We start from the raw sequence: 18933 nt of genomic DNA, 5'->3' as shown, positions 1-18933 counted from the left end.
ATGGTCCTTGAATCATGCGGCAGTTGTGATGTTTTGCAGTATAGGTACACTAGAGATATAAATCTAATTTCAATTCGGGATGGCTGTCATATATTTTGTGAATGACAAATTTCGGGTTGCCGATTCTTTTAAACGGTAAATAACAATGAGTTTTTTGACACTGGATCTGAATCTGCTCCGCGTCTTTGACGCAGTCATGACAGAACAGAACCTGACACGCGCAGCGAATCTGCTGGCCATGACACAGCCTGCAGTGTCCAATGCCTTGCGTCGCTTGCGCGATACGCTAGGGGACGAACTGGTGATTCGTACGGCGCACGGCGTCAAGCCGACGTCGCGTGCGGTCGAGTTGTGGCCGATTGTGCGCCGCGCCCTGTCCGATCTCGAAGCGGCTGTGACGCCGGACACCTTCGATGTGTCGCGTGCAAACACCACGTTCCGCATGGCAATGGCCGATGCCACGGCGGCGCTCTGGCTGCCCTATCTGGTGCGCGCCATCGAAAAGGAAGCGCCTGGCCTCAATGTGCGCATGGTGCCACTTACGACGCGTGAACCACGCCCCATGCTGTTGCGCGGCGATATCGATCTGGCAATCGGGTTTTTCCCTGGGGTTGCCGCGCAACTGGCCAGTGGTCAGAACACCGCGGTATCGCAGATTCGCCACGAAAGCCTGTACACGGGTGAATACGTTTGCGTGATGCGCAAGGGTCATCCGTTGGCAAAGGAAGAGCTGACGCTGGATAACTACTGCGAGGCGCACCACTTGCTGGTGAGTTTCTCGGGACGCGCCAAAGGCTTGATGGACGATGCCTTGAGCGAACTGGGCCGCGAGCGCCGTATTCTGCTGACGGTGAATCAGTTTTTCACGGCAGGTAAAGTGGTTGCCAGTTCTGATCTGATCACGGTGCTGCCACGCCATCTGATTGCTGCAACGGGCATGGAGCACTCGCTGATCGCCAAAACGCTGCCTTTCGAACTGCCTGCGGTCAATGTGGATATGCTATGGCACGAGCGTGATGCACGTAATCCGGCACACAAATGGCTCCGCGAACAGATGAATTTGAGTACGCATGAAGGCATTGCACCGGCAAAGAAACATAAATAAGAGAGTAGCCGACAATAAAGAAGGGGCCCATGTGGTCCCTTTTTTGTTGTGGAAATGCAGCATTTATACGACTTAATTCCAAACAAATGCAAAGAACAAAACGTCTGTTTGCCAACCGCACCGATAACGGTGATGCATCCGTAAAATGACCAGCACGGCGCCTTTCAAGTTCGTCACTCAATTTCACGAATATTCTGCCGAAAAATGTGTAGTGCAACATAAAAGTTCGACAAGGCGGAATGAATGAATCACCAGGTCGGAATCCGGCGACTGCTGCACAAGCAGATTCTTGTTTCGATGGTAATCGGGATAGTGGCATTCGTTAGCAGTTTTTTGATGAATCCCTACGTCGAACACCTGCCACTGATCGAATTCAGTCTGATCTCTCTGATACTTGGCGGTATAACCTACGTTAACACCAAGATTTGGTACACCTTTACCGCACATCGTGTTCTAGGTTTTGCTTACATTCTTACAATGTCGCTTGGCTTCCGTCTACAGCTTGGAGCTATGGCCGATGCACGGTTCTATTGGTCGATTGCGGTCGCGATAGAAATCATTATGACCACAGCGCTGGTATTCAACTACCGACGCGACTATTTCCTTAGCAGCTTGCTTGTCATTGGTTGCGTCTTTGTAGCTGAAGACGCGCGATTTTTCGAGGCAGTTTCGACTCCGCTACTGGGTATCGCGCTTTCGTCGGCCCTTTTGCTAGGCTTGATGGTCCACCACATGTTCATGCTGGCAATGCAGAACATGAGCGAGGCAAAGGAGAATTTTCGCATTTTGTCGCATACGGATACCCTTACTAGCCTGAACAATCGTCGCGCATTCATGCAAATCATGGAGCAGGCTCTAAGCCGGCGCTCTCTTACGCGAGTCCATTTTTGCATGATCGATATTGATAATTTCAAGCGCATTAATGACCGGTACGGCCATCATGTCGGTGATCTCGTGCTGATGGCAATGGCGCGCGCGTTGAAACAACACCTCCCTTCGGATGCGGTCGGAAGATTAGGGGGCGAGGAGTTCGGCGTGGTATTGCAAGGGTTTAGTGATGCCAACGCGTTAGCAAGAATTCAGAGCTTGTTGTCGGCGGTTAATGAACTCGAAGTTGAAGGAGTTCGTTTCGGTTTCAGTGCGGGGATTGTTACTTTGACCGATGATGAAGATTTAACTACCGTCCTAACGCGCGCGGATCAGGCTTTATACATGGCCAAAGAAGCCGGGAAGGCTTGCATTGTTCAAGGGTGAAGTCGCCCTCCCTCACAGTCAATTTCATGCAGCGTGTGCAGCCGCAAGTCTGTGCGCAGAATTGCGCACCTATATGTATTCGTGCAGCGATCTCCATCGTGTCGTGCCAGCTTATGTCGATAATTGTTGGCTGGAGATGTGACCGCCGAAATCAATGGCCGTGACGTGATCAGCTAACTCCAGAACGAAATGTCTCGTGCCGCTCGATCATCCGAAGGACGCAAGGCGCTTGCCTACCAATCCGCGTCCATTCAAGGAGTGAATAAATGGAGCGAGTAATTTGTACTTTGCGACAAAGACAGCGTAGGAGAGAATAAGCGCTCCATTCTGGAAGTCATCATGCCCAAGAAAAAAACATTCTCGTCACCTCGTCGTGTTCCGCGTGTCCGTATCTTGATGGGTGAAATGACGGCGATGGGGCCGGGGCGGGCTGATTTAATCGATGCCATCGCGCGAACCGGTTCGATTTCTGCCGCCGGGCGCGAGCTGAGCATGTCCTACCGTCGCGCCTGGCTTCTTATCGAATCTACCAATGCGGCTTTCACTGAGCCGCTGGTAGTGACGGCGACTGGCGGAGCGGGTGGCGGCGGTGCCATCGTGACTGATTTCGGTCGAAGTGTTGTGGAGCGCTATCGTGACATGGAGCGGAAGGCGGCCGAAGCGATTGCCAATGACTTCGCTCTATTCAGCAAACTACTGAGTAAGCCGCAATTGGTATCAACATTGTCGGCTAAAAAGAACGGCGCTTCCTGACTCTGTCGACGCAAAGTGTTCTTGTGTCGGTTGGTGATAGGGTTTGGCTAGCAAAAATTCAGGCGTTTCAAATAATCTCCTTGCTTCAAGCCAGGGCTTCCTTCGCTGCCTCTTCCGGCGTCAGGCCATCGTAAAACAGGTCGGTAAACCATTCGATCTGTTCCTCGATATGATCCTGCGCCTGCTCGCGCGTGGCGCCACCGGCCACCAGAAAATTTTCAACTTCAATGCACCAGTCCAGAATGGCCTGGGTTTCCGGATCAATTTCTTCTTTTTTGGCCATGATGGTTTCCTTGTAATGTGTCGCTCTAGTGTTGCACGAGTGCGCGGTGAAGGAAAGCGCTATCGAGCTACATGAAAAACGGCACGCGAAACGGTACGCCGTCAGCGCTCCGCATGGTAATGCATGACACGACAAGCTTACTCATGGCTTGGTGAAATGCCGCCGGCATTGCTTCAAATCGATCCCAGATAACGCAACAGCGCTGCGCGATCCTCGGTCGGCATTGCGCGTACTGCTTCGCGTGATGCTTGCGCTTCACCACCGTGCCACATTACTGCTTCCAGCAATGTGCGTGCGCGTCCATCGTGCAAGAAGCCCGCATTGGGATTGACCTTCTTCGCCAGACCGATACCCCATAATGGCGGTGTGCGCCATTCGCGTCCGGTGGCACGATAATCGGGACGGCCATCGGCCAAGCCTTCCCCCATGTCATGCAGTAGCAGATCGGTATACGGCCGGATCAACCGGTTTGACAAAGAAGGCAGCGCTGTATCCTTGCGTGTGCGTAATTCGGGTACATGGCAGGCCGCGCAATGCGCTTGCCGGAACAATTGTTGCCCACGCAATACCTGTTGGTCCTGCATGTTGCGGCGCGCAGGAACGGCGAGCGAACGGTGATAAAACACGGTGGCGAACAGATCGGCTTGCGACAGTTCACTGCTTTCGTATTCGGATGCACGGCCCGAGGGCGCTTGCTTGCAGGCAGTTTGCACTGCCGTGCAGTTTTCCTGTGGCCGTAGGCTGGAGGTAATGCCAAGATCGCCAACAAAGGCATTCGCGACCTGTTCGGTCAGGCTCGCCACATTGGCTTTCATGCCGAAGCGGCCGATGGCTTCCTTCTTGTTGATCGCATCCCATACGATATTCACACGACCACCGATGCCGGCCGGCTTGGGCTGATTCCGCAGGGCTAGCAAAGTCTCGTCAGGAATCGCTTCCAGCAGCCCCAAACCATAGACAGCCGGGCCGACGCGTGGCGATACCAGAATGTCGTTGCCCAGTGGACCGTAAGCCAGGTCGCGTAAATGGATGGCGGGTTTGCGCAAGGTGATGTCCGATCCATCGGCGAAGGTTTCCGTGTGCTCCTCGTACAGCAAGGAGGCAATGCCTTCACCCGGTACGCCGGGAACGCCGCGTTCGTTGAGCTGGTCGCCATAAGCAGGATGCGGTTTCGGGCCGCCATGTGCATCGGTGCCGGGAATGCTCAAGCGTAGCAGCATGGCTTGCATCGAGGCTTGAGGATCATCGGGTGCGCCACCACGCCCGTTACGCGCATGGCAGGCAATGCAAGAGATGCGGTTGAACAACGGGCCAAGACCTGCCGCGCGATCGGTTGCCGGCGCGATCACCCAGGATTGGCGGAACAGGCTGCGCCCGCGCGCAAAGGCGCGTTCATTGGCGTCATCCATCATCGGGCTGGGCTGCGAATACGCTTCGCGCGACGTATCGAAAACGGTGTCGCTGCCAGCACTTAGTACCTGTGTATCGAGGCTGGCTGCGCCGCCAAGAACCAGCAAGCCTGCAATCCCGCACATCGCGATGACGACGTGCCTTGCGTTCAAGGATGCATCCCTTCCCTGCGTTGGGCGATTACGCGTTGCGCAATCTGTTCAGCTTGCTGACGGTGCGCGTGTACTTTCTCGCGCCATGCATTGAGCAATGCTGCGTTGGCTTCCGGTTGCGGCTCTCCTTCGAAATTCGACATAAAGCGATTGGCCAGTCGATCGGCCTCTTTTCGCGAGAGCGGGATTTCCGTTGCCAAGCGTCGTGCGTGCTGCACGTCATTGCGCAAAGCGCGATCATTTCCGGCAGCGTGCTCTGCGTCAGCCAGCATGGCCAAGAGCTCACGTAGCCGTTGATGCCGCTCGCTCACCATGATGTCGAACAGTGTGTTGTTCAGGCCCTGACGATGCAATGCGCCTTGGGTGTCGAAACGATAGGGCATTGCCGCTGCGGCAGTGAATGGATCGTAATAGCCGGCAGGCATTGCTTTATATACAGAGGGCCGAACCGGCTGTTTGCGAATATCCGGATGGAACAGAATCCGTTGTCCTTCGTCAGACAAAACATATTGTGTGAAAGCCTTTGCCGCTTCAGGATGCGGCGCATCTTTCAAAATGGCGACATGTGCCGGCGAGTAGCCGGTGATGCCCGGATAGACAAAGCGTACGGGCGCACCGTTCGCCATCGCAGACTTGATGAAAAAATCGATGGACACGCCAAGACTCACGCGCCCCTTGGCGACTTCATCGGCAATATTGGGGCCCCCTTCTTCCAGCGGCTGTGCATTGGCACCGATCTGTTGCAGCAGCGTCCAGCCCTTTTTCCAGCCGTATCCTTGCGTGATGATTTCCACGATGGGCGGTGCAAAGCCGACCTTGCCGGGTATCGGGAATATCAGTTCATCCTGCCAGCGCGCATCGGTCAGATCGGTCCACTGCTTCGGTTCGGGCAAACCTCGCTCTTTCATGCGCTGCGTATTGAGTGCGAAGCCGAAGCCGGCAATTTCGGTCGCGACATAGCGCAACGCAGGGTCAGAGATCGGGAAGCCGCCAACCTTGTTCGGCAAACCTTTCATGGCGATCGATAACGGAGCAAAAGCCCCGTCTTTTGCCAGCATCGCAAAACCGCGCTGCGCAGGCGTCCAGTAAACATCGATGCGGCCCGGCTGCTCTCTCAGATATGTGGCCGCATCACCCGAGCGACGCCAGACAATCTCGACACGCGTGCCCGGATGCGTTTTTTCAAATCCCGCTTCGAATCGCGACACCACTTCCTCCGGATAGCTGGTCATAACGACGACCTTCCGGACCGGTGTTTCTGCGGCTGCCTGCGTCGCACAAAGTGTGAGTGCGGTGGAGATGACAAAAGAAGAAACCAGTTTGCCGATGGAGAGCGATGTGCGAATCATGAGTTGCCTCGCTTAGAAGCGATAGTTGAGATTGGCAAACAGGCTGCGACCTTCTTCGTAGAAGCCTTCGGAGTAGGCGTAATTACGATCGAGCAGATTGTTGACGCCGGCTTCGAGAGACCAGCCTTTGTCCAGTGCATAACGCAGCTTGGCATTGATCAGGCTGAAGCCTGATGCGATACGTGTACCGGTGCTATTGCTGTAGCGCTTGCTGTTATAAGTGGCGTTGCCGATTAAGTCCAGACGCGGTGTGGCAGACCATTTGGCGTAAGCAAACAATTTGTGAGCAGGCGTGTCGATCAGATAGACCGTCGGGCTGCTCTTGTTTTCTCGATCGATATAGGTGTAGTTGCCGCCAATTTCGATTGTCTTGCTGACGTTTGCAGTGACACCGAGTTCGACGCCTTTATTAATTACCTTGCCGATGTTCTGCATTTGGTTGCAGGTGCTGCCGCCACAGAGCGTGCTTGGCACAGTGATGGTCTGGATCATGTCCGTGATGTCGCTGTAGAAGATACTTGCATCCATGCGTACATCGGCAGAGATTTTTTCCGTAAAGCCAATCTGATAATTCATCGCTCGTTCGGCGGTCAGATCGGGATTGGGAATCGCTGTTCCCATCCGGAACGAGTAACGATCTTTGATCGTAGGGAAGCGGGACTTGCGTGCGATGGTGGCGTAGGCATTGCCCGTCGACGATGTGTGATAAATCAGTCCTGCCTGCGGATTGAAAGCAGAGGCGTCGCCGAGGTTGAAGCTGTACAGACCTTTGCTGCTGCTGTATTCCTCCGCGCGTCTTCCTTCACGTCGGTCGTAACTGCCGCCAACGACAAGATCGAGCTTGTCGGTCAACTTCTGCGTGTCCTCCACGCCGATCGATAGTGTGCGATCGCGAGAAGTTTGTACTGGTTCACCGACGTTATGTTCGCGATGAATGTCTTCCTTCATGTGCAACGCTGCCTTCAACAGATTGCGTGTGCCCAGTTGCACGCCGAATTCTGCACTGCCGCCATACGTGTAATCGTTATAGATGCTGGGTATTGCTGTCGGGCTGGTGAGCAATTCGTTGTCGAACTTATCGTAGTACAACCGTGTTTTGATGTACGCAGCGGTGCCAAGTGCGGTATGGGAAATGAAATACAGACTTTCCTTGTTCCAAGCTGGCCAGCTCCAGTTGCGAACTGTATCCAGCGTACCGGAATAAAGCGGGCTGCCTTTCTCGCCTTTTTGTTTGATGTAGTTGATGGCATATTCGTCTGTTGCATTGGGTGTCAGGCCGAATTTCAGATTGATCTTGCTATCGGTACTGTTAGCATTGCGACGTTCGCGATTGGGTTGCGCAGTTGTCGGACGAAAGTCGCGAGAGAGCGTATAGCCGTCGCGATCAAGGTAAGACAGGCCGAGTTGCGCGTACCACATGCCTTGATTGGTGCCGAGATTGACGTACGTGCTTTTGCCATTGCCATCCAACTTGTCATTGGCACGCAAGCCGATGCCCACATCACCTTCAAACGCCTTGACGGGTTTGCGGCTGATCAGGTTGATCGCGCCGCCCAGCGTATTCGGGCCGTACAACACCGAGCTGAATCCCTTGGCGACTTCGATGGAAGCGATGTCATACGTCGTGAATCGCGCCAGATCCACATAACCGTCATACGACACGTACACGGGAATGCCGTCGATGAAGACCGGCACTTGGCGATTGTCAAAGCCGCGCAGATACATCATGCGTTCATTGCGCGGGCCACCACCCGTCGTGGTGATGCCGGGCATCAGATTCAGCGCATCGACGACGGTTTCGCGATTGAAGTCGTCCAGCTCTTCCCGACTTACTTTGCTGCCGCCGGTAGCGGGGGTGGTATTGCCGGAACCGCTTACGTTGATTTCCCCCAACGCAAACACTTGCGACGACTCTGCCACTTCAGCAGCTTGTACGGTACCGAATGCCAGCATCAGCGAGGCGGCCAGGACGGTACGAGATAACGGTTGCTTCATTTTTTCTCCCTGTTTTGTAACGTAATGCTCTCGATATATTCAAAGAGTCATAACGAATTTAAAAGGCGGGAGTATATACGTTATGTATTTGAACTACATAGTTAACTTTGTGGTCGTTCGTGGCATTTTCGCGACCGTGGGCATGAGATTGATCGTGGACGGAGTGCGACATTCTGTCTGCGCATGCGTCAATTTGTCGCGCCGATCGTGAATATCAAGAAATAGAAAATCCATATATATCAATGGCTTATAAGTGCCAAACAAGCTGGCATATCGATTGCCTTATCTCCTGCACCGGCACTGCGCCGGCTCAATGCGCGACGACGATGCCACGATGCATCGTCATACAAAAATGATCACGGTGCAGTTATGCCGTGAATGCCTGGAGATGCATCATGTTTGAATTTCTGTCGAAAGAAAAAAGTGTGGCCCGTCCCGGTTTCAACCGCTGGATGGTGCCGCCTTCGGCGCTGGCTGTGCACCTGTGCATTGGGCAAGCCTATGCGTTCAGTGTGTTCAACGGTCCGTTGTCGAAAGTCATCGGCATCAACAGTTCAGCGCCCGAAGACTGGAAGCTGACGACGCTGGGCTGGATCTTCAGTATCGCGATCTTCTTCCTCGGCTTGTCGGCGGCATTCGGCGGCAAGTGGCTGGAAAAAGTCGGTCCGCGCCTGACGATGTTCGTGGCCGCCTGCTGTTTTGGTGGCGGCTTTCTGGTCGCTGCACTCGGCGTGCATCTTCATCAAATCTGGCTCGTTTATCTCGGTTATGGCGTGCTCAGTGGTATTGGTCTCGGTCTCGGTTATGTGTCGCCGGTATCGACACTGATCAAGTGGTTCCCCGATCGCCGTGGTTTAGCCACGGGCCTCGCGATCATGGGCTTTGGCGGCGGTGCGATGATCGGCGCACCGCTCGCCGTCTTTTTGATGGACCACTTCAAGACCGCCACATCGGTTGGCGTGATCGAGGCATTTATCGTCATGGGTATCGTGTATTTCATCTCGATGATGATCGGTGCATTCACGATTCGCATCCCTGCCGCAGACTGGAAACCGGAAGGCTGGACGCCGCCTGTCGTACAGAAAAAAATGATTTCGACCGGCCATGTGCATATCGATGAAGCGATGAAAACGCCGCAGTTCTATCTGCTGTGGATCGTGCTGTGCCTCAACGTGACGGCCGGTATCGGTGTGTTGAGCCAAGCCTCGCTGATGATTCAGGAAACCTTCAAGGGTGCCGTCACGCCGGCTGCGGCTGCCGGCTTCGTCGGTCTGCTGAGTCTGTTCAACATGGGCGGTCGCCTGTTCTGGTCGTCGGCTTCGGATTACATCGGCCGCAAGGCGACCTATTTCATCTTCTTCGTGGTTGGCGCTGCGCTCTATGCCGCAGTCCCCTACATGGGGCACATCGGTAGTATCGGTCTGTTCGTTGCGCTCTATGCGCTGGTCATCAGCATGTACGGCGGTGGCTTCTCGACGGTGCCGGCTTACCTTGCCGATCTGTTCGGCACCAAGTATGTGGGCGGCATTCACGGTCGTTTGCTGACGGCGTGGGCGACGGCTGGCGTGCTGGGTCCGGTACTCGTCAACTATATCCGCGAATACCAGATCAACAGCGGCGTCGCTCCCGGAGATGCCTACACCGTGACGATGTACATCATGGCGGGCTTACTGCTGATCGGCTTCCTCTGCAACCTGGCGATTCGTCCGGTCAATGCGAAACATCACATGGGTGAAGAAGCAGCCAAACCGGCCGCCGCACCTTCCTTCGGCACCATGCCGCAACCTGTCGGCGCACGCTGACCCGTTCATCCCATTTCAAGGAGAAATTCATGACTACCGCCGTCATGCAACACGATGCCGCACACCATCACGATGTCGCTGAAGAAAGCCATCATCGCACTAGTCCTGTGACTGTCTTGCTATTCTGGCTGTTCGTTGGCGTACCGCTGGCGTGGGGCATCTGGTCCACGCTGCAAAAGGCCATGGCCTTGTTCCACTGATGTTGGTTGTCGATGTCTGGCATTGAGATGCCATCAGGCGTCTGACAGGCTGCAGAAAAAAACAGAGGGGTCGCATGACCCCTCTTTCTTTTGTGCGACCATACGATTCTCTTCATCGCATGGCGCACGACTCTAAGGATGTGCGCATGCCTTTCGACCAGATCAGCACTATGTCCAGTTTTCCGCGTGACAGCGACGAGCAACAGAACGATGCCTTTGCCGGATGGCAGGAACGCGCCATTCTGATCGTCGATGACGAGCCTGGGGTGCAGAGCTTTCTGCAGCGTGCGCTGGTTGAACGTTGCGCGCATGTCGCCACCGCCGGCTCCGTCGAAGAGGCCGCACCGCTGCTGACGCAACGTCATTTCGACCTGATCATTCTCGATAACACGCTGCCCGGCAAATCCGGTGTCGAATGGTTGCAGGAATTGCGTGAAATGGGCTATCACAACGATGTGGTGTTGATGACAGCCTTCGCCGATCTCGATACGGCGATCCGTGCCCTGCGTGCAGGTGCCGCCGATTTTCTGCTCAAGCCATTCCGTGTGAACCAGATGCTCAATGCAATCGGCCGCTGCTTCGACCGCGCGCATTTGCGTCGAGAGAATTTCGTGCTGCGTCGCGAACTCGATTCGCATGGGGAACAGGCTGGTATCGAAGGACTCGTCGGCGAATCCGCCGCACTGCAACCGATACGCAAGGCCATCGTGCGTCTGGCGGCCGTGCCAACCACGGTGTTGATCACCGGTGAATCCGGCACCGGCAAGGAAATCGCGGCGCGCGCCATGCACACACTCAGCAAGCGTTCGCGCAACCATTTCGTGCCACTCAACTGCGGTGCGGTTCCGCCTGAAATCATCGAGAGCGAATTGTTCGGTCATGTCAAAGGCGCGTTCAGCGGTGCGGCATCGTCGCGGGAAGGCTTGTTCTTTTATGCGCAGGGCGGCACGTTGTTTCTCGACGAAGTCGGTGAGTTGCCTTCGGCGATGCAGGTCAAGCTGTTGCGCGCGCTGGAAGAGCGGCGCATCCGTCCGGTCGGTACCGAGCGTGAAATCCCCATCGATGTACGTGTGATTGCCGCCACCAATCGCAATCTGCAAGAGGAAGTGGCTGCCGGTCGTTTCCGTGCCGATCTGTATTACCGCCTCAACGTCGTGCAATTGCCGATGCCGCCCTTGCGAGATCGTCCCGAAGACATCCCTGCGCTGGTCAGCAGTTTCGTGCGGCAACTGTCACAACAACTCGGCGTGCCACCGCAGGTGCCGGATGCGGCCTTGCTGCGCTCGATGCAATCGTATGGCTGGCCAGGCAATGTGCGCGAGCTGCGCAATCTGGTCGAACGCTGGCTCATCCTCGGCAGCATTCCCGCCATGACGGATGCGCAAGGCGGCGAAACCGAGAGCGGCGAGCATGATATTTCACTCGAAGCCGTGGAGAAGCGCCACATCATCAAGGTGCTGGCCGAAAGCGGCGGCAACAAGAGCGAAGCGGCACGACGGCTGGGTGTGTCGCGCAAGACGCTGGAACGCAAATGCGCCGAATGGGGCGTCTGATCGGTGGATGCGCGCCCTTCCCTGCTGAACCGCATACGCACGCTGTCGGGACTGCAGCCACTGCGCAATGCTTCGGTGCGCACCAAGCTGCTGCTGGTGGCGCTGGTGCCGTTCCTCACGGTGCTGCCGATTCTTTTCTTCCTGATTTTTTACTGGGGTGCGGCGTATTACGATCGTCTGCTGACGTTCAAGGTCAGCAGCGATTTGGCGGTCGCGCATGAATACTTCAACCATGTGCAGGAACGCGTCGGTTCGGATGTCGTCAGCCTAGGCGATGCGCATGTGCTGGTGCGCACGATCGAAGGTGCCGATCGTGCCCGGCTGACGACACTGCTGCAACAAAAGCAGGATGAACTCAAGCTCGACTTCCTGAATTTCCTCGATGCGCGTGGTGTGGTGCAAGCCGCTTCGCGCGAACGCGGTCCCGGCCCGGCGCTCGCCGATCATGGATTCTGGCCGGTCGTGACTTCAGCATTGCAGGGGCAGGCGCAGACCGAGATCGATCTATATTCGGAAGTACAACTGGCAGCAATTAACGATGGCATGGCGCGTCAGGCGCATATCGAACTGGTGCCCACCGCGAATGCCGAGCCAACTACCAAATCGGCCGTCACCAGCGGTATGGTGATTCACGCCGCCACGCCCGTGCGCGATGCCGATGGTCGTCTGCTGGGGGTGCTCGAAGGCGGCATGCTGCTGAATCAGAATCTCGACTTTGTCGATACCATCAACAGCCTCGTCTATGCGCCGGGTTCGCTGCCAGCCGGCAGCGATGGCACAGCGACCCTGTTCATCGACGACGTGCGTGTCGCGACCAATGTGCGCCTGTTTGGCGAGCAGCGCGCGCTCGGTACGCGTGCTTCACAAGCCGTGCGCCAGCATGTGCTGGGCGAAGGGCTGACGTGGCTCGATCGCGCCTTCGTCGTGCATGACTGGTACATCTCGGCGTATGAGCCGATCACCGACAGCTTCGGCCAGCGTATCGGCATGCTGTATGTCGGCTATCTCGAAGCGCCGTTCCGTGAAGCACGCCAACTCGTGATTATGTTACTCGCTGGTTTGTTCGCCGTTATTTGTGTCGGTGGCGTGTTCTTCTCGCTACGCGTGGCACGTGGCATCTACCTGCCGCTGGCACGCATGAGCGGCACCATGACTGCGGTGCAGCAAGGCAGTTTGCAGGCACGCACCGGTGCGGTGTTGCTGGGCGACGAGATCGGCAAACTGTCTCTGCATCTGGACGAGCTTCTCGATACCGTACAAGCGCAGAATGCCGAACTCAAGGCTTGGGGCGAGCAGCTCGATCAGAAAGTCATCGAACGCACGGCAGAACTCGAACAAGCCAATGCGCTGCTGCGGCAGACGCAGAAGCAGCTCATCCTGTCTGAAAAACTGGCGTCGATCGGCGAGATCACGGCCGGTGTGGCGCATGAGATCAACAATCCGGTGGCTGTCCTGCAAGGTAATCTCGATGTACTGCGCGAAGCCCTGGGGCCGCATGCTGCCCCGGTACAGGCCGAGTTGCAATTGATGGATCAGCAAATTCACCGCATAAACACGCTGGTTTCCAAGCTGCTGCAATTTGCCAACCCCGAGGACTTTGCCGGTTACATCGAAGCCATCCATGTCGATCCCGTGATTGCCGATTCGCTGGTGCTGGTGCGGCATCTGTTGAACCAGAATGACATCGCCGTCGTGCATCGCAAGCAGGCCACCTGTGCCGTGGCTTTCAACGGTGGCGAACTGCAACAGGTACTGATCAATCTCTTCACCAACGCGATTCACGCGATGCCGCATGGTGGCACGCTGACGATTGCCAGCGGCGATTGGGAGGAAGATGGCAAACGCGGGGTGACGATCACCGTGGCCGATACCGGCCAGGGCATTCGCAAGGAAGATCAGGCGCGCATCTTCGATGCGTTCTTCACCACCAAGCGCAGCAAGGGAACCGGCTTGGGTTTGTCGATCACCTACACTCTGGTGGCACGTTATGGTGGCACCATTACGGTCGAGAGCGAAGCAAACAAAGGCAGCATCTTCAGTCTGCGTTTACCTGCCGCCGATTGATTCCCTTAATGCAACGTATCGCGGGTTTTGCAACGGCGGTGCGGCAAATCTGGTCTGAGCGGACATTGCACGGTATAATTTTCGCCGGAAAAAATTCTATTTGTTATCAATCGCTTACCGACGCTGATCGTCGTGTCAGGCGATCACGAACAACGTCGCATGATGTCATCTTGAAAAGGAAGAGAAGTAATGAGCGCGAATTACTGGAGAAATCGCTGGATCGAAGCCCTGGTGCAAACCGGTCTGGAACGTAGCGCCGCGGAAGCTGCCTACGCCGAAGCCTACAAGAACGAACCGGCTGACGATTCGAAAAGCCCTGAAACGCAGGCGATGCTGCATGTCGCGCAGCTCGGTAGTGCGAACGCAGGTGCTGCACAACGCGCCAGCCACTGATCGTTGGATCGCCTGCGGCGGCGCTGATCGCGCTGCAGGTTGAAAAACGGGCATCTTCTGTAAGGAGGATGCCCGTTTTGCATTTCTGGTACGTGGTAGAGGAACGCCGTATGACGGTAACTTTGCGATTCGCAGAATGATGCGATCGCGTTTACCTGCCCGCTTTTCTATCCTGCCTTGTGCTGCTTGTGCCGGCGCTCCACATGGCGCAACGCTGCCAGAATGAACAAGGCAAACAGGGCGCTCAATATGGCCGTCGATTCGCGCCCCATGCCGGCAGCAATGCCGATGGCGGCGGTCATCCAGACGCTGGCGGCTGTCGTCAGCCCCTTGATTTCCTGTTCATGGCTGAGCTTGATGATGGCACCTGCTCCAAGGAAGCCGATGCCGGCGATCACGCCTTGCAAGACGCGACTCATGTCGGCCACCTGCATGCCGCCCTCCAGCGGTACCAGCACAAACAGTGCCGAGCCGAGCGCAACCAGCATGTGCGTGCGCAGGCCGGCCGACATGCCGCGCGACTCGCGCTCGTAACCGAGAATCCCGCCGAGTACCACGGCAACCGTCAGGCGAATGCAGACACGTGTGACTTGCGACGCATCGCTGATATCGGAAAATTCCTCGCGAAAGGTTTGCAGGATTTCGATCCATATGCCGTTCATGCCAGTCACCTTATGCGCCAATTTGGCTGGATGCCGCAGTTATTAGGCCGGGAAAAGAGCGACGGCATGCCGGATCCTCAGCGCGGTGTGGGCGCCTGGCCTTGCAAGCCGGGTTGACCGTTAGTGGCAGGTACGCGGGTTTCCGGCGAATTTTGTTGGACCGCAGACGCTTCCATCTTGGGAGTGGGTGTATGCGTTTTCTCGCAACCGGCAAGGGCGAGAATGATCAGGCTGGACGCGAGTACAGGGCGAAAGAACGACATGGCAACCTCCGGGAAGCGGATGCAGCGATTGTGAGATAGCCAGTCCAGAGCGACTGTGCCATTCCTCACATAGCATGCGCCGAATGGCGGTCAGTCAAGGAGGCGCGGAGTTCGCGGTCTTCGTTATCGAAAGGGACAAATATTTGCGGCACGTAATGGAGCTCATTGCTGACGGCGTAGCAAACAAAAGCTTTGTCTAGGCAACGAACCGTAAGCATGCAATCCGCACTCGGCTAAAGAAGCTTCACCAAGAAAAAGAGGTTTGTGGAAAAGAATGCATTGCTGGCGGATTGCAAGGCACGCATTTGCGGAGAGGTTATTCAGCAAGCCGTCGTCGGTCCGTTTGATCGATTCACGTTATGCTTGATGGTCATATCGTTTTCACCGTCGGTCATGTTGCCAATCTCGCCATGCCGACAGTTATTTCTTGCGGTAGACATCCATGAAACCACTGAAACAGACGCCACTTTCCGTTCTCGATTTATCACCCATCCTCGTCGATGGCACACCAGCTGATGCGTTTCATCGTTCGCTGGATCTGGCGCAGCACGTCGAGCGTCTGGGTTTTCATCGTTTCTGGCTGGCCGAGCATCACAGCATGCCGGGCATTGCCAGCGCGGCAACCTCGGTTGTGATCGGCTATGTGGCTGGTGGCACCTCGACGATTCGCGTTGGTGCCGGCGGCATCATGCTGCCCAATCATCCGCCGCTGGTGGTGGCCGAGCAGTTCGGCACGCTGGAGTCCCTGTATCCAGGCCGTATCGATCTCGGACTCGGACGTGCGCCGGGCTCGAACCAAGCGACGGCACGCGCATTGCGTCGCGAAATCAGCGACGACGGCAGTGAGTTTCCGCGCCAGCTCAATGAGCTGCGCGCGTTTCTGCGACCGTCCTCTGCCGCGCATGCGCCGGTTCGTGCCGTGCCGGGCGAAGGGTTGGACATTCCGATCTGGTTGCTGGGGTCGAGCAGTTACAGTGCACAACTTGCCGGGCATCTGGGGTTGCCATTTGCCTTTGCCGGCCAGTTTTCGCCCGACTACATGCTGACGGCCTTGCAACTCTACCGTCAGACTTTCAAGCCTTCCGACGTGCTGGACAAACCCTACGCGATGGTCGGCGTGAATGTATTCGCCGCCGAAACCGAGGAGCAGGCGCTCTATCTCGCGACCTCGCAGCAGCAGATGCATTTGAGCCTGGTGCGCGGCACGCCAGGCAAGTTGCCGCCGCCCATCCGCACGATGGCAGATCACTGGTTGCCGCACGAACAGCTTTCAGTCGAGTCCATGCTGCGTGCTTCGCTGATCGGCGATCGTGAACAGATACGCGAACGTTTGCAGGCTTTCCTCGACATGACGCAGGCCGATGAAATCATGATCAACACCATGATCTACGATCACGGCGCGCGCAAACGTTCCTACGAGATTGTGGCCGACATATGGCAAAGCTGAACCGGCGCGACGTTGTTTGTGCAAAGGAGGGGAACGTTCGATGAGCCATGATGCATCGTTGTACAACACGCAGGAAGTACTGCAGCTTCTGCAGATGCAGCAGCTGGCGCCGGATCGCTTTCTCGGCCAGAGCCATTTCATGGGTAGCCCGAATGTGTTTGGTGGGCAGGCACTGGGACAGGCTTTGTATGCAGCCGGCCTGACCGTGCCGGAGCGCCGTCCGCATTCGATGCATGCGCTGTTCATTCTGCCGGGCGACCATCGTCTGCCGATCGAGTACGAAGTCGAACGCGTGCGCGATGGCGGCTCTTTCAGCACGCGACGTGTCGTGGCGACGCAGGAAGGTCGCCGCATGTTCGTGATGTCGGCGTCGTTCCAGACGTTGGAAGATGGCTTGTCGCATCAGAAGACCATGCCGGCGCATCGCGATCCCGAGACCTTGCCTTCCACGCTGGCGCAATGGCGTGAGCGCAGCTTGCAAAGCGGCAGTCCGTTCAATCCAGCGCCGGTCGATTTCCGTATCGATCGCGAAGTCGTTGCCGAGATGGCCGACGGCAATGGCGCACTCAAGCAGGTATGGACGCGTGCGCCGGGGCCGTTGCCGGATGCGCCTCTGCTGCACGAAAGCCTGTTTGCCTACACCTCGGATTACGGGCTGCTATGGACGGCATTACAGCCGCACGATGTGCGCATCAGCGATCCGCGTCTGCAACTGGCGAGCCTGGATCACACGATCTGGTTTCATCGCCCGTTCCGCATGGATGAATGGCTGCTGTTTTCGATGGAAAGCCCGAATGCCTCGGGCGGTCGCGGCTTATGTTTCGCACACATCTATCGCGAAGATGGCGCACTGGTGGCGACAGTCACGCAGGAAGGTTTGATTCGTCTGCGCGACAAGCCGGCACGCTGATACGTCGCGCCAAAGTCAGGAGCGCTGTTCGGTGGAGGTCGATTCGTTCAAGGGTGGCGGCAAGACTGGTACCGGTACGACTACCGGATGACGGCGGTCCAGCCACCAGACCAGCACCGGCAGCATGAAAAAACCACCGGGCGCGACGAACAGCACCATGTAAGGACTCAACTCCACCAGCTTGCGCAAATGCACGCGGATGCGGCGGCGATCCACCTCGCTCCAGCATTCGCCGTTGCGCGGTTTCATCAGCAGCGGCAGCAAGCCGCGTATTTCCTGCATCTCCTTCCACAAGCGCAGGCGTTCGCGCGTTTGCATAGCCCACAGCAAGTGGGCGCTATGGCGCATGGCACGTAGCGGCGTGGCGATATAACGGTGCAGTGGGGCTGGCATGCGAATCCTGATGCGGAATATGCCTTCGATTCTAACGATCCCTTCACGGGACGTCGAGCAACTTGCGGTCCTTTGATAACTGCCAGTTATCAAGTCATCAGAAAAAGTGATTAGACCGTTGGCAAATCGCTTTCTACTATCCTTCGATCCGCTTTTTCTGCGGAAGCCCGATTTCCCGATCTGCGCTTTCCTGTCGCCATGTGCGACGTGAATGGAGAAACGCCATGCAATGGATTGAATACAAACAATGTCGTATTGCCGTCGCACCGGCCGCCCAAGCGGCAGGATGCTGGGGTGCGCGCTACCAGATTGCGCATGAAAGCATTGCCGTGCCTGTACGTGGCGTATTCGAAGGCGGCGAAATGACGGCAGAAGAGGCATTCGCACGTGCCATGCGTGTGGTCAAGGTGGCGATCGACGAAGCACCGAACCTGCCGGGCGAGCCCTTCGCGGCTTCGTTGCGCCAACTGAATGAGCGTTTCGTCCTCTGAGCATGGCCTATCGTTCGGGCGAGCCCACCAGCATCGCCGTGTAATAGATTATCGCTATAAATTTCTTCTGTTAATTCAATTTTACCTATCAAATGGGAATGATTATTCTTTGTTCCAAGTCTTCGTGATTCGGCATTGAAAGGAAATCATCATGGTCACCGCAGCAAGAACAGTCAGCCAAGTTGGCATGCACATGAGCGTGGCGTTCGCCGTGATGTATGTGTTCACAGGATCGCTCGCGCTTGGCGGAGTGGCTGCCGTCGTCGAGCCAATTTGCAATGTCGCGCTGATGCCTTTGCATGACAAGCTTTGGGAACGAATAAAGGAGCGGGTTGAAGTGCGAAAACTTCAACAAGTGTCAGCTATGACGCGATAAAAGCGCGCAGAGTGAAGGTCTCCAGAAAGTTTGAAAGCCGATTTTTGCTTACGGCAGACCATCCGAAGTTATTTGAGA

19 protein-coding genes are annotated in these 18933 nt (G+C 56.3%); 12 read left to right on the top strand and 7 right to left on the bottom strand.

Annotation, left to right across the window (positions count from 1 at the left end):
• Positions 1–145 precede the first annotated feature (145 nt).
• From QZ725_RS08685 to QZ725_RS08675, 3 genes are all read left to right on the top strand, one after another.
• Positions 146–1105, top strand: coding sequence for a LysR family transcriptional regulator (locus tag QZ725_RS08685; RefSeq protein WP_293778565.1), 960 nt, complete (start codon positions 146–148; stop codon positions 1103–1105).
• 243 nt (positions 1106–1348) lie between these two features.
• On the top strand, positions 1349–2359 hold the full coding sequence (locus QZ725_RS08680; RefSeq protein WP_293778563.1) for a GGDEF domain-containing protein: 1011 nt from the start codon (positions 1349–1351) through the stop codon (positions 2357–2359).
• Between the two features lie 339 nt (positions 2360–2698).
• Positions 2699–3112: a LysR family transcriptional regulator gene (locus tag QZ725_RS08675; RefSeq protein ID WP_293778562.1), complete on the top strand. Its 414-nt coding sequence runs from the start codon at positions 2699–2701 to the stop codon at positions 3110–3112.
• Between the two features lie 85 nt (positions 3113–3197).
• On the opposite strand, the gene QZ725_RS08670 is transcribed toward QZ725_RS08675, so the two are convergent.
• The 4 genes from QZ725_RS08670 to QZ725_RS08655 all read right to left on the bottom strand — a co-directional run bounded on the left by QZ725_RS08670 (position 3198) and on the right by QZ725_RS08655 (position 8301).
• Positions 3198–3395: a hypothetical protein gene (locus tag QZ725_RS08670; protein WP_293778560.1), complete on the bottom strand. Its 198-nt coding sequence runs from the start codon at positions 3393–3395 to the stop codon at positions 3198–3200.
• A 173-nt stretch (positions 3396–3568) separates the two neighbouring features.
• Complete coding sequence (locus tag QZ725_RS08665) at positions 3569–4957, bottom strand: di-heme oxidoredictase family protein (RefSeq protein WP_293778558.1); 1389 nt, start codon at positions 4955–4957, stop codon at positions 3569–3571.
• The gene (locus QZ725_RS08660) at positions 4954–6306 is read right to left on the bottom strand and encodes an extracellular solute-binding protein (RefSeq protein ID WP_293778556.1); all 1353 of its coding nucleotides are present in this window, start codon (positions 6304–6306) and stop codon (positions 4954–4956) included. The genes QZ725_RS08665 and QZ725_RS08660 overlap by 4 nt, the downstream gene beginning before the upstream one ends.
• Positions 6307–6318: 12 nt before the next feature.
• Positions 6319–8301 carry a TonB-dependent receptor gene (locus QZ725_RS08655; RefSeq protein ID WP_293778554.1) on the bottom strand — a complete coding sequence of 661 codons (1983 nt, stop codon included), beginning with the start codon at positions 8299–8301 and terminating at the stop codon, positions 6319–6321.
• A 395-nt stretch (positions 8302–8696) separates the two neighbouring features.
• Here QZ725_RS08655 and QZ725_RS08650 point away from each other — a divergent pair, with 395 nt between their 5' ends.
• From QZ725_RS08650 to QZ725_RS08630, 5 genes are all read left to right on the top strand, one after another.
• Entirely contained in the window at positions 8697–10103 is a 1407-nt protein-coding gene (locus QZ725_RS08650) for an OFA family MFS transporter (RefSeq protein WP_293778552.1), read from the top strand.
• Positions 10104–10132: 29 nt separating this feature from the next.
• Positions 10133–10303, top strand: coding sequence for an oxalate:formate antiporter (locus tag QZ725_RS08645; protein WP_293778550.1), 171 nt, complete (start codon positions 10133–10135; stop codon positions 10301–10303).
• Between the two features lie 119 nt (positions 10304–10422).
• Positions 10423–11856: a sigma-54 dependent transcriptional regulator gene (locus tag QZ725_RS08640; protein WP_293778548.1), complete on the top strand. Its 1434-nt coding sequence runs from the start codon at positions 10423–10425 to the stop codon at positions 11854–11856.
• A 3-nt stretch (positions 11857–11859) separates the two neighbouring features.
• Positions 11860–13920, top strand: a complete 2061-nt coding sequence (locus QZ725_RS08635; protein ID WP_293778546.1) for a cache domain-containing protein — start codon at positions 11860–11862, stop codon at positions 13918–13920.
• A 189-nt stretch (positions 13921–14109) separates the two neighbouring features.
• A complete protein-coding gene (locus QZ725_RS08630; protein WP_293778544.1) occupies positions 14110–14313 on the top strand; it encodes a hypothetical protein in 204 nt (67 codons plus the stop codon).
• Between the two features lie 167 nt (positions 14314–14480).
• Here QZ725_RS08630 and QZ725_RS08625 read toward each other — a convergent pair whose 3' ends face one another.
• Entirely contained in the window at positions 14481–14975 is a 495-nt protein-coding gene (locus QZ725_RS08625; RefSeq protein WP_293778541.1) for an MgtC/SapB family protein, read from the bottom strand.
• 77 nt (positions 14976–15052) lie between these two features.
• On the bottom strand, positions 15053–15238 hold the full coding sequence (locus tag QZ725_RS08620; RefSeq protein ID WP_293778538.1) for a hypothetical protein: 186 nt from the start codon (positions 15236–15238) through the stop codon (positions 15053–15055).
• A 442-nt stretch (positions 15239–15680) separates the two neighbouring features.
• Between QZ725_RS08620 and QZ725_RS08615 the strand changes: the two genes are divergently transcribed.
• Positions 15681–16685: an LLM class flavin-dependent oxidoreductase gene (locus QZ725_RS08615; RefSeq protein WP_293778535.1), complete on the top strand. Its 1005-nt coding sequence runs from the start codon at positions 15681–15683 to the stop codon at positions 16683–16685.
• Positions 16686–16725: 40 nt separating this feature from the next.
• Positions 16726–17595, top strand: a complete 870-nt coding sequence (locus tag QZ725_RS08610; protein WP_293778533.1) for an acyl-CoA thioesterase II — start codon at positions 16726–16728, stop codon at positions 17593–17595.
• A gap of 15 nt (positions 17596–17610) precedes the next feature.
• On the opposite strand, the gene QZ725_RS08605 is transcribed toward QZ725_RS08610, so the two are convergent.
• Complete coding sequence (locus QZ725_RS08605; protein WP_293778530.1) at positions 17611–17988, bottom strand: hypothetical protein; 378 nt, start codon at positions 17986–17988, stop codon at positions 17611–17613.
• 224 nt (positions 17989–18212) lie between these two features.
• Here QZ725_RS08605 and QZ725_RS08600 point away from each other — a divergent pair, with 224 nt between their 5' ends.
• A complete protein-coding gene (locus QZ725_RS08600; protein WP_293778527.1) occupies positions 18213–18479 on the top strand; it encodes a hypothetical protein in 267 nt (88 codons plus the stop codon).
• Between the two features lie 151 nt (positions 18480–18630).
• The gene (locus QZ725_RS08595) at positions 18631–18855 is read left to right on the top strand and encodes a DUF2061 domain-containing protein (protein ID WP_293778525.1); all 225 of its coding nucleotides are present in this window, start codon (positions 18631–18633) and stop codon (positions 18853–18855) included.
• The last annotated feature ends 78 nt before the right edge of the window (positions 18856–18933 follow it).

The organism is uncultured Oxalicibacterium sp. (assembly GCF_913776015.1).
GTDB lineage: Bacteria > Pseudomonadota > Gammaproteobacteria > Burkholderiales > Burkholderiaceae_D > Oxalicibacterium.
Note: the sequence above shows the minus strand (reverse complement) of the source record. Positions and strands in the feature narration are given on the sequence as shown.

Coding starts and splice junctions, on each gene's coding strand:
- QZ725_RS08685 (WP_293778565.1), top strand. CDS start 146: ATGAGTTTTTTGACACTGGATCTGAATCTGCTCCGCGTCTTTGACGCA.
- QZ725_RS08680 (WP_293778563.1), top strand. CDS start 1,349: ATGAATCACCAGGTCGGAATCCGGCGACTGCTGCACAAGCAGATTCTT.
- QZ725_RS08675 (WP_293778562.1), top strand. CDS start 2,699: ATGCCCAAGAAAAAAACATTCTCGTCACCTCGTCGTGTTCCGCGTGTC.
- QZ725_RS08670 (WP_293778560.1), bottom strand. CDS start 3,395: ATGGCCAAAAAAGAAGAAATTGATCCGGAAACCCAGGCCATTCTGGAC.
- QZ725_RS08660 (WP_293778556.1), bottom strand. CDS start 6,306: ATGATTCGCACATCGCTCTCCATCGGCAAACTGGTTTCTTCTTTTGTC.
- QZ725_RS08655 (WP_293778554.1), bottom strand. CDS start 8,301: ATGAAGCAACCGTTATCTCGTACCGTCCTGGCCGCCTCGCTGATGCTG.
- QZ725_RS08650 (WP_293778552.1), top strand. CDS start 8,697: ATGTTTGAATTTCTGTCGAAAGAAAAAAGTGTGGCCCGTCCCGGTTTC.
- QZ725_RS08645 (WP_293778550.1), top strand. CDS start 10,133: ATGACTACCGCCGTCATGCAACACGATGCCGCACACCATCACGATGTC.
- QZ725_RS08640 (WP_293778548.1), top strand. CDS start 10,423: ATGGCGCACGACTCTAAGGATGTGCGCATGCCTTTCGACCAGATCAGC.
- QZ725_RS08630 (WP_293778544.1), top strand. CDS start 14,110: ATGAGCGCGAATTACTGGAGAAATCGCTGGATCGAAGCCCTGGTGCAA.
- QZ725_RS08625 (WP_293778541.1), bottom strand. CDS start 14,975: ATGAACGGCATATGGATCGAAATCCTGCAAACCTTTCGCGAGGAATTT.
- QZ725_RS08620 (WP_293778538.1), bottom strand. CDS start 15,238: ATGTCGTTCTTTCGCCCTGTACTCGCGTCCAGCCTGATCATTCTCGCC.
- QZ725_RS08615 (WP_293778535.1), top strand. CDS start 15,681: ATGAAACCACTGAAACAGACGCCACTTTCCGTTCTCGATTTATCACCC.
- QZ725_RS08610 (WP_293778533.1), top strand. CDS start 16,726: ATGAGCCATGATGCATCGTTGTACAACACGCAGGAAGTACTGCAGCTT.
- QZ725_RS08605 (WP_293778530.1), bottom strand. CDS start 17,988: ATGCCAGCCCCACTGCACCGTTATATCGCCACGCCGCTACGTGCCATG.
- QZ725_RS08600 (WP_293778527.1), top strand. CDS start 18,213: ATGCAATGGATTGAATACAAACAATGTCGTATTGCCGTCGCACCGGCC.
- QZ725_RS08595 (WP_293778525.1), top strand. CDS start 18,631: ATGGTCACCGCAGCAAGAACAGTCAGCCAAGTTGGCATGCACATGAGC.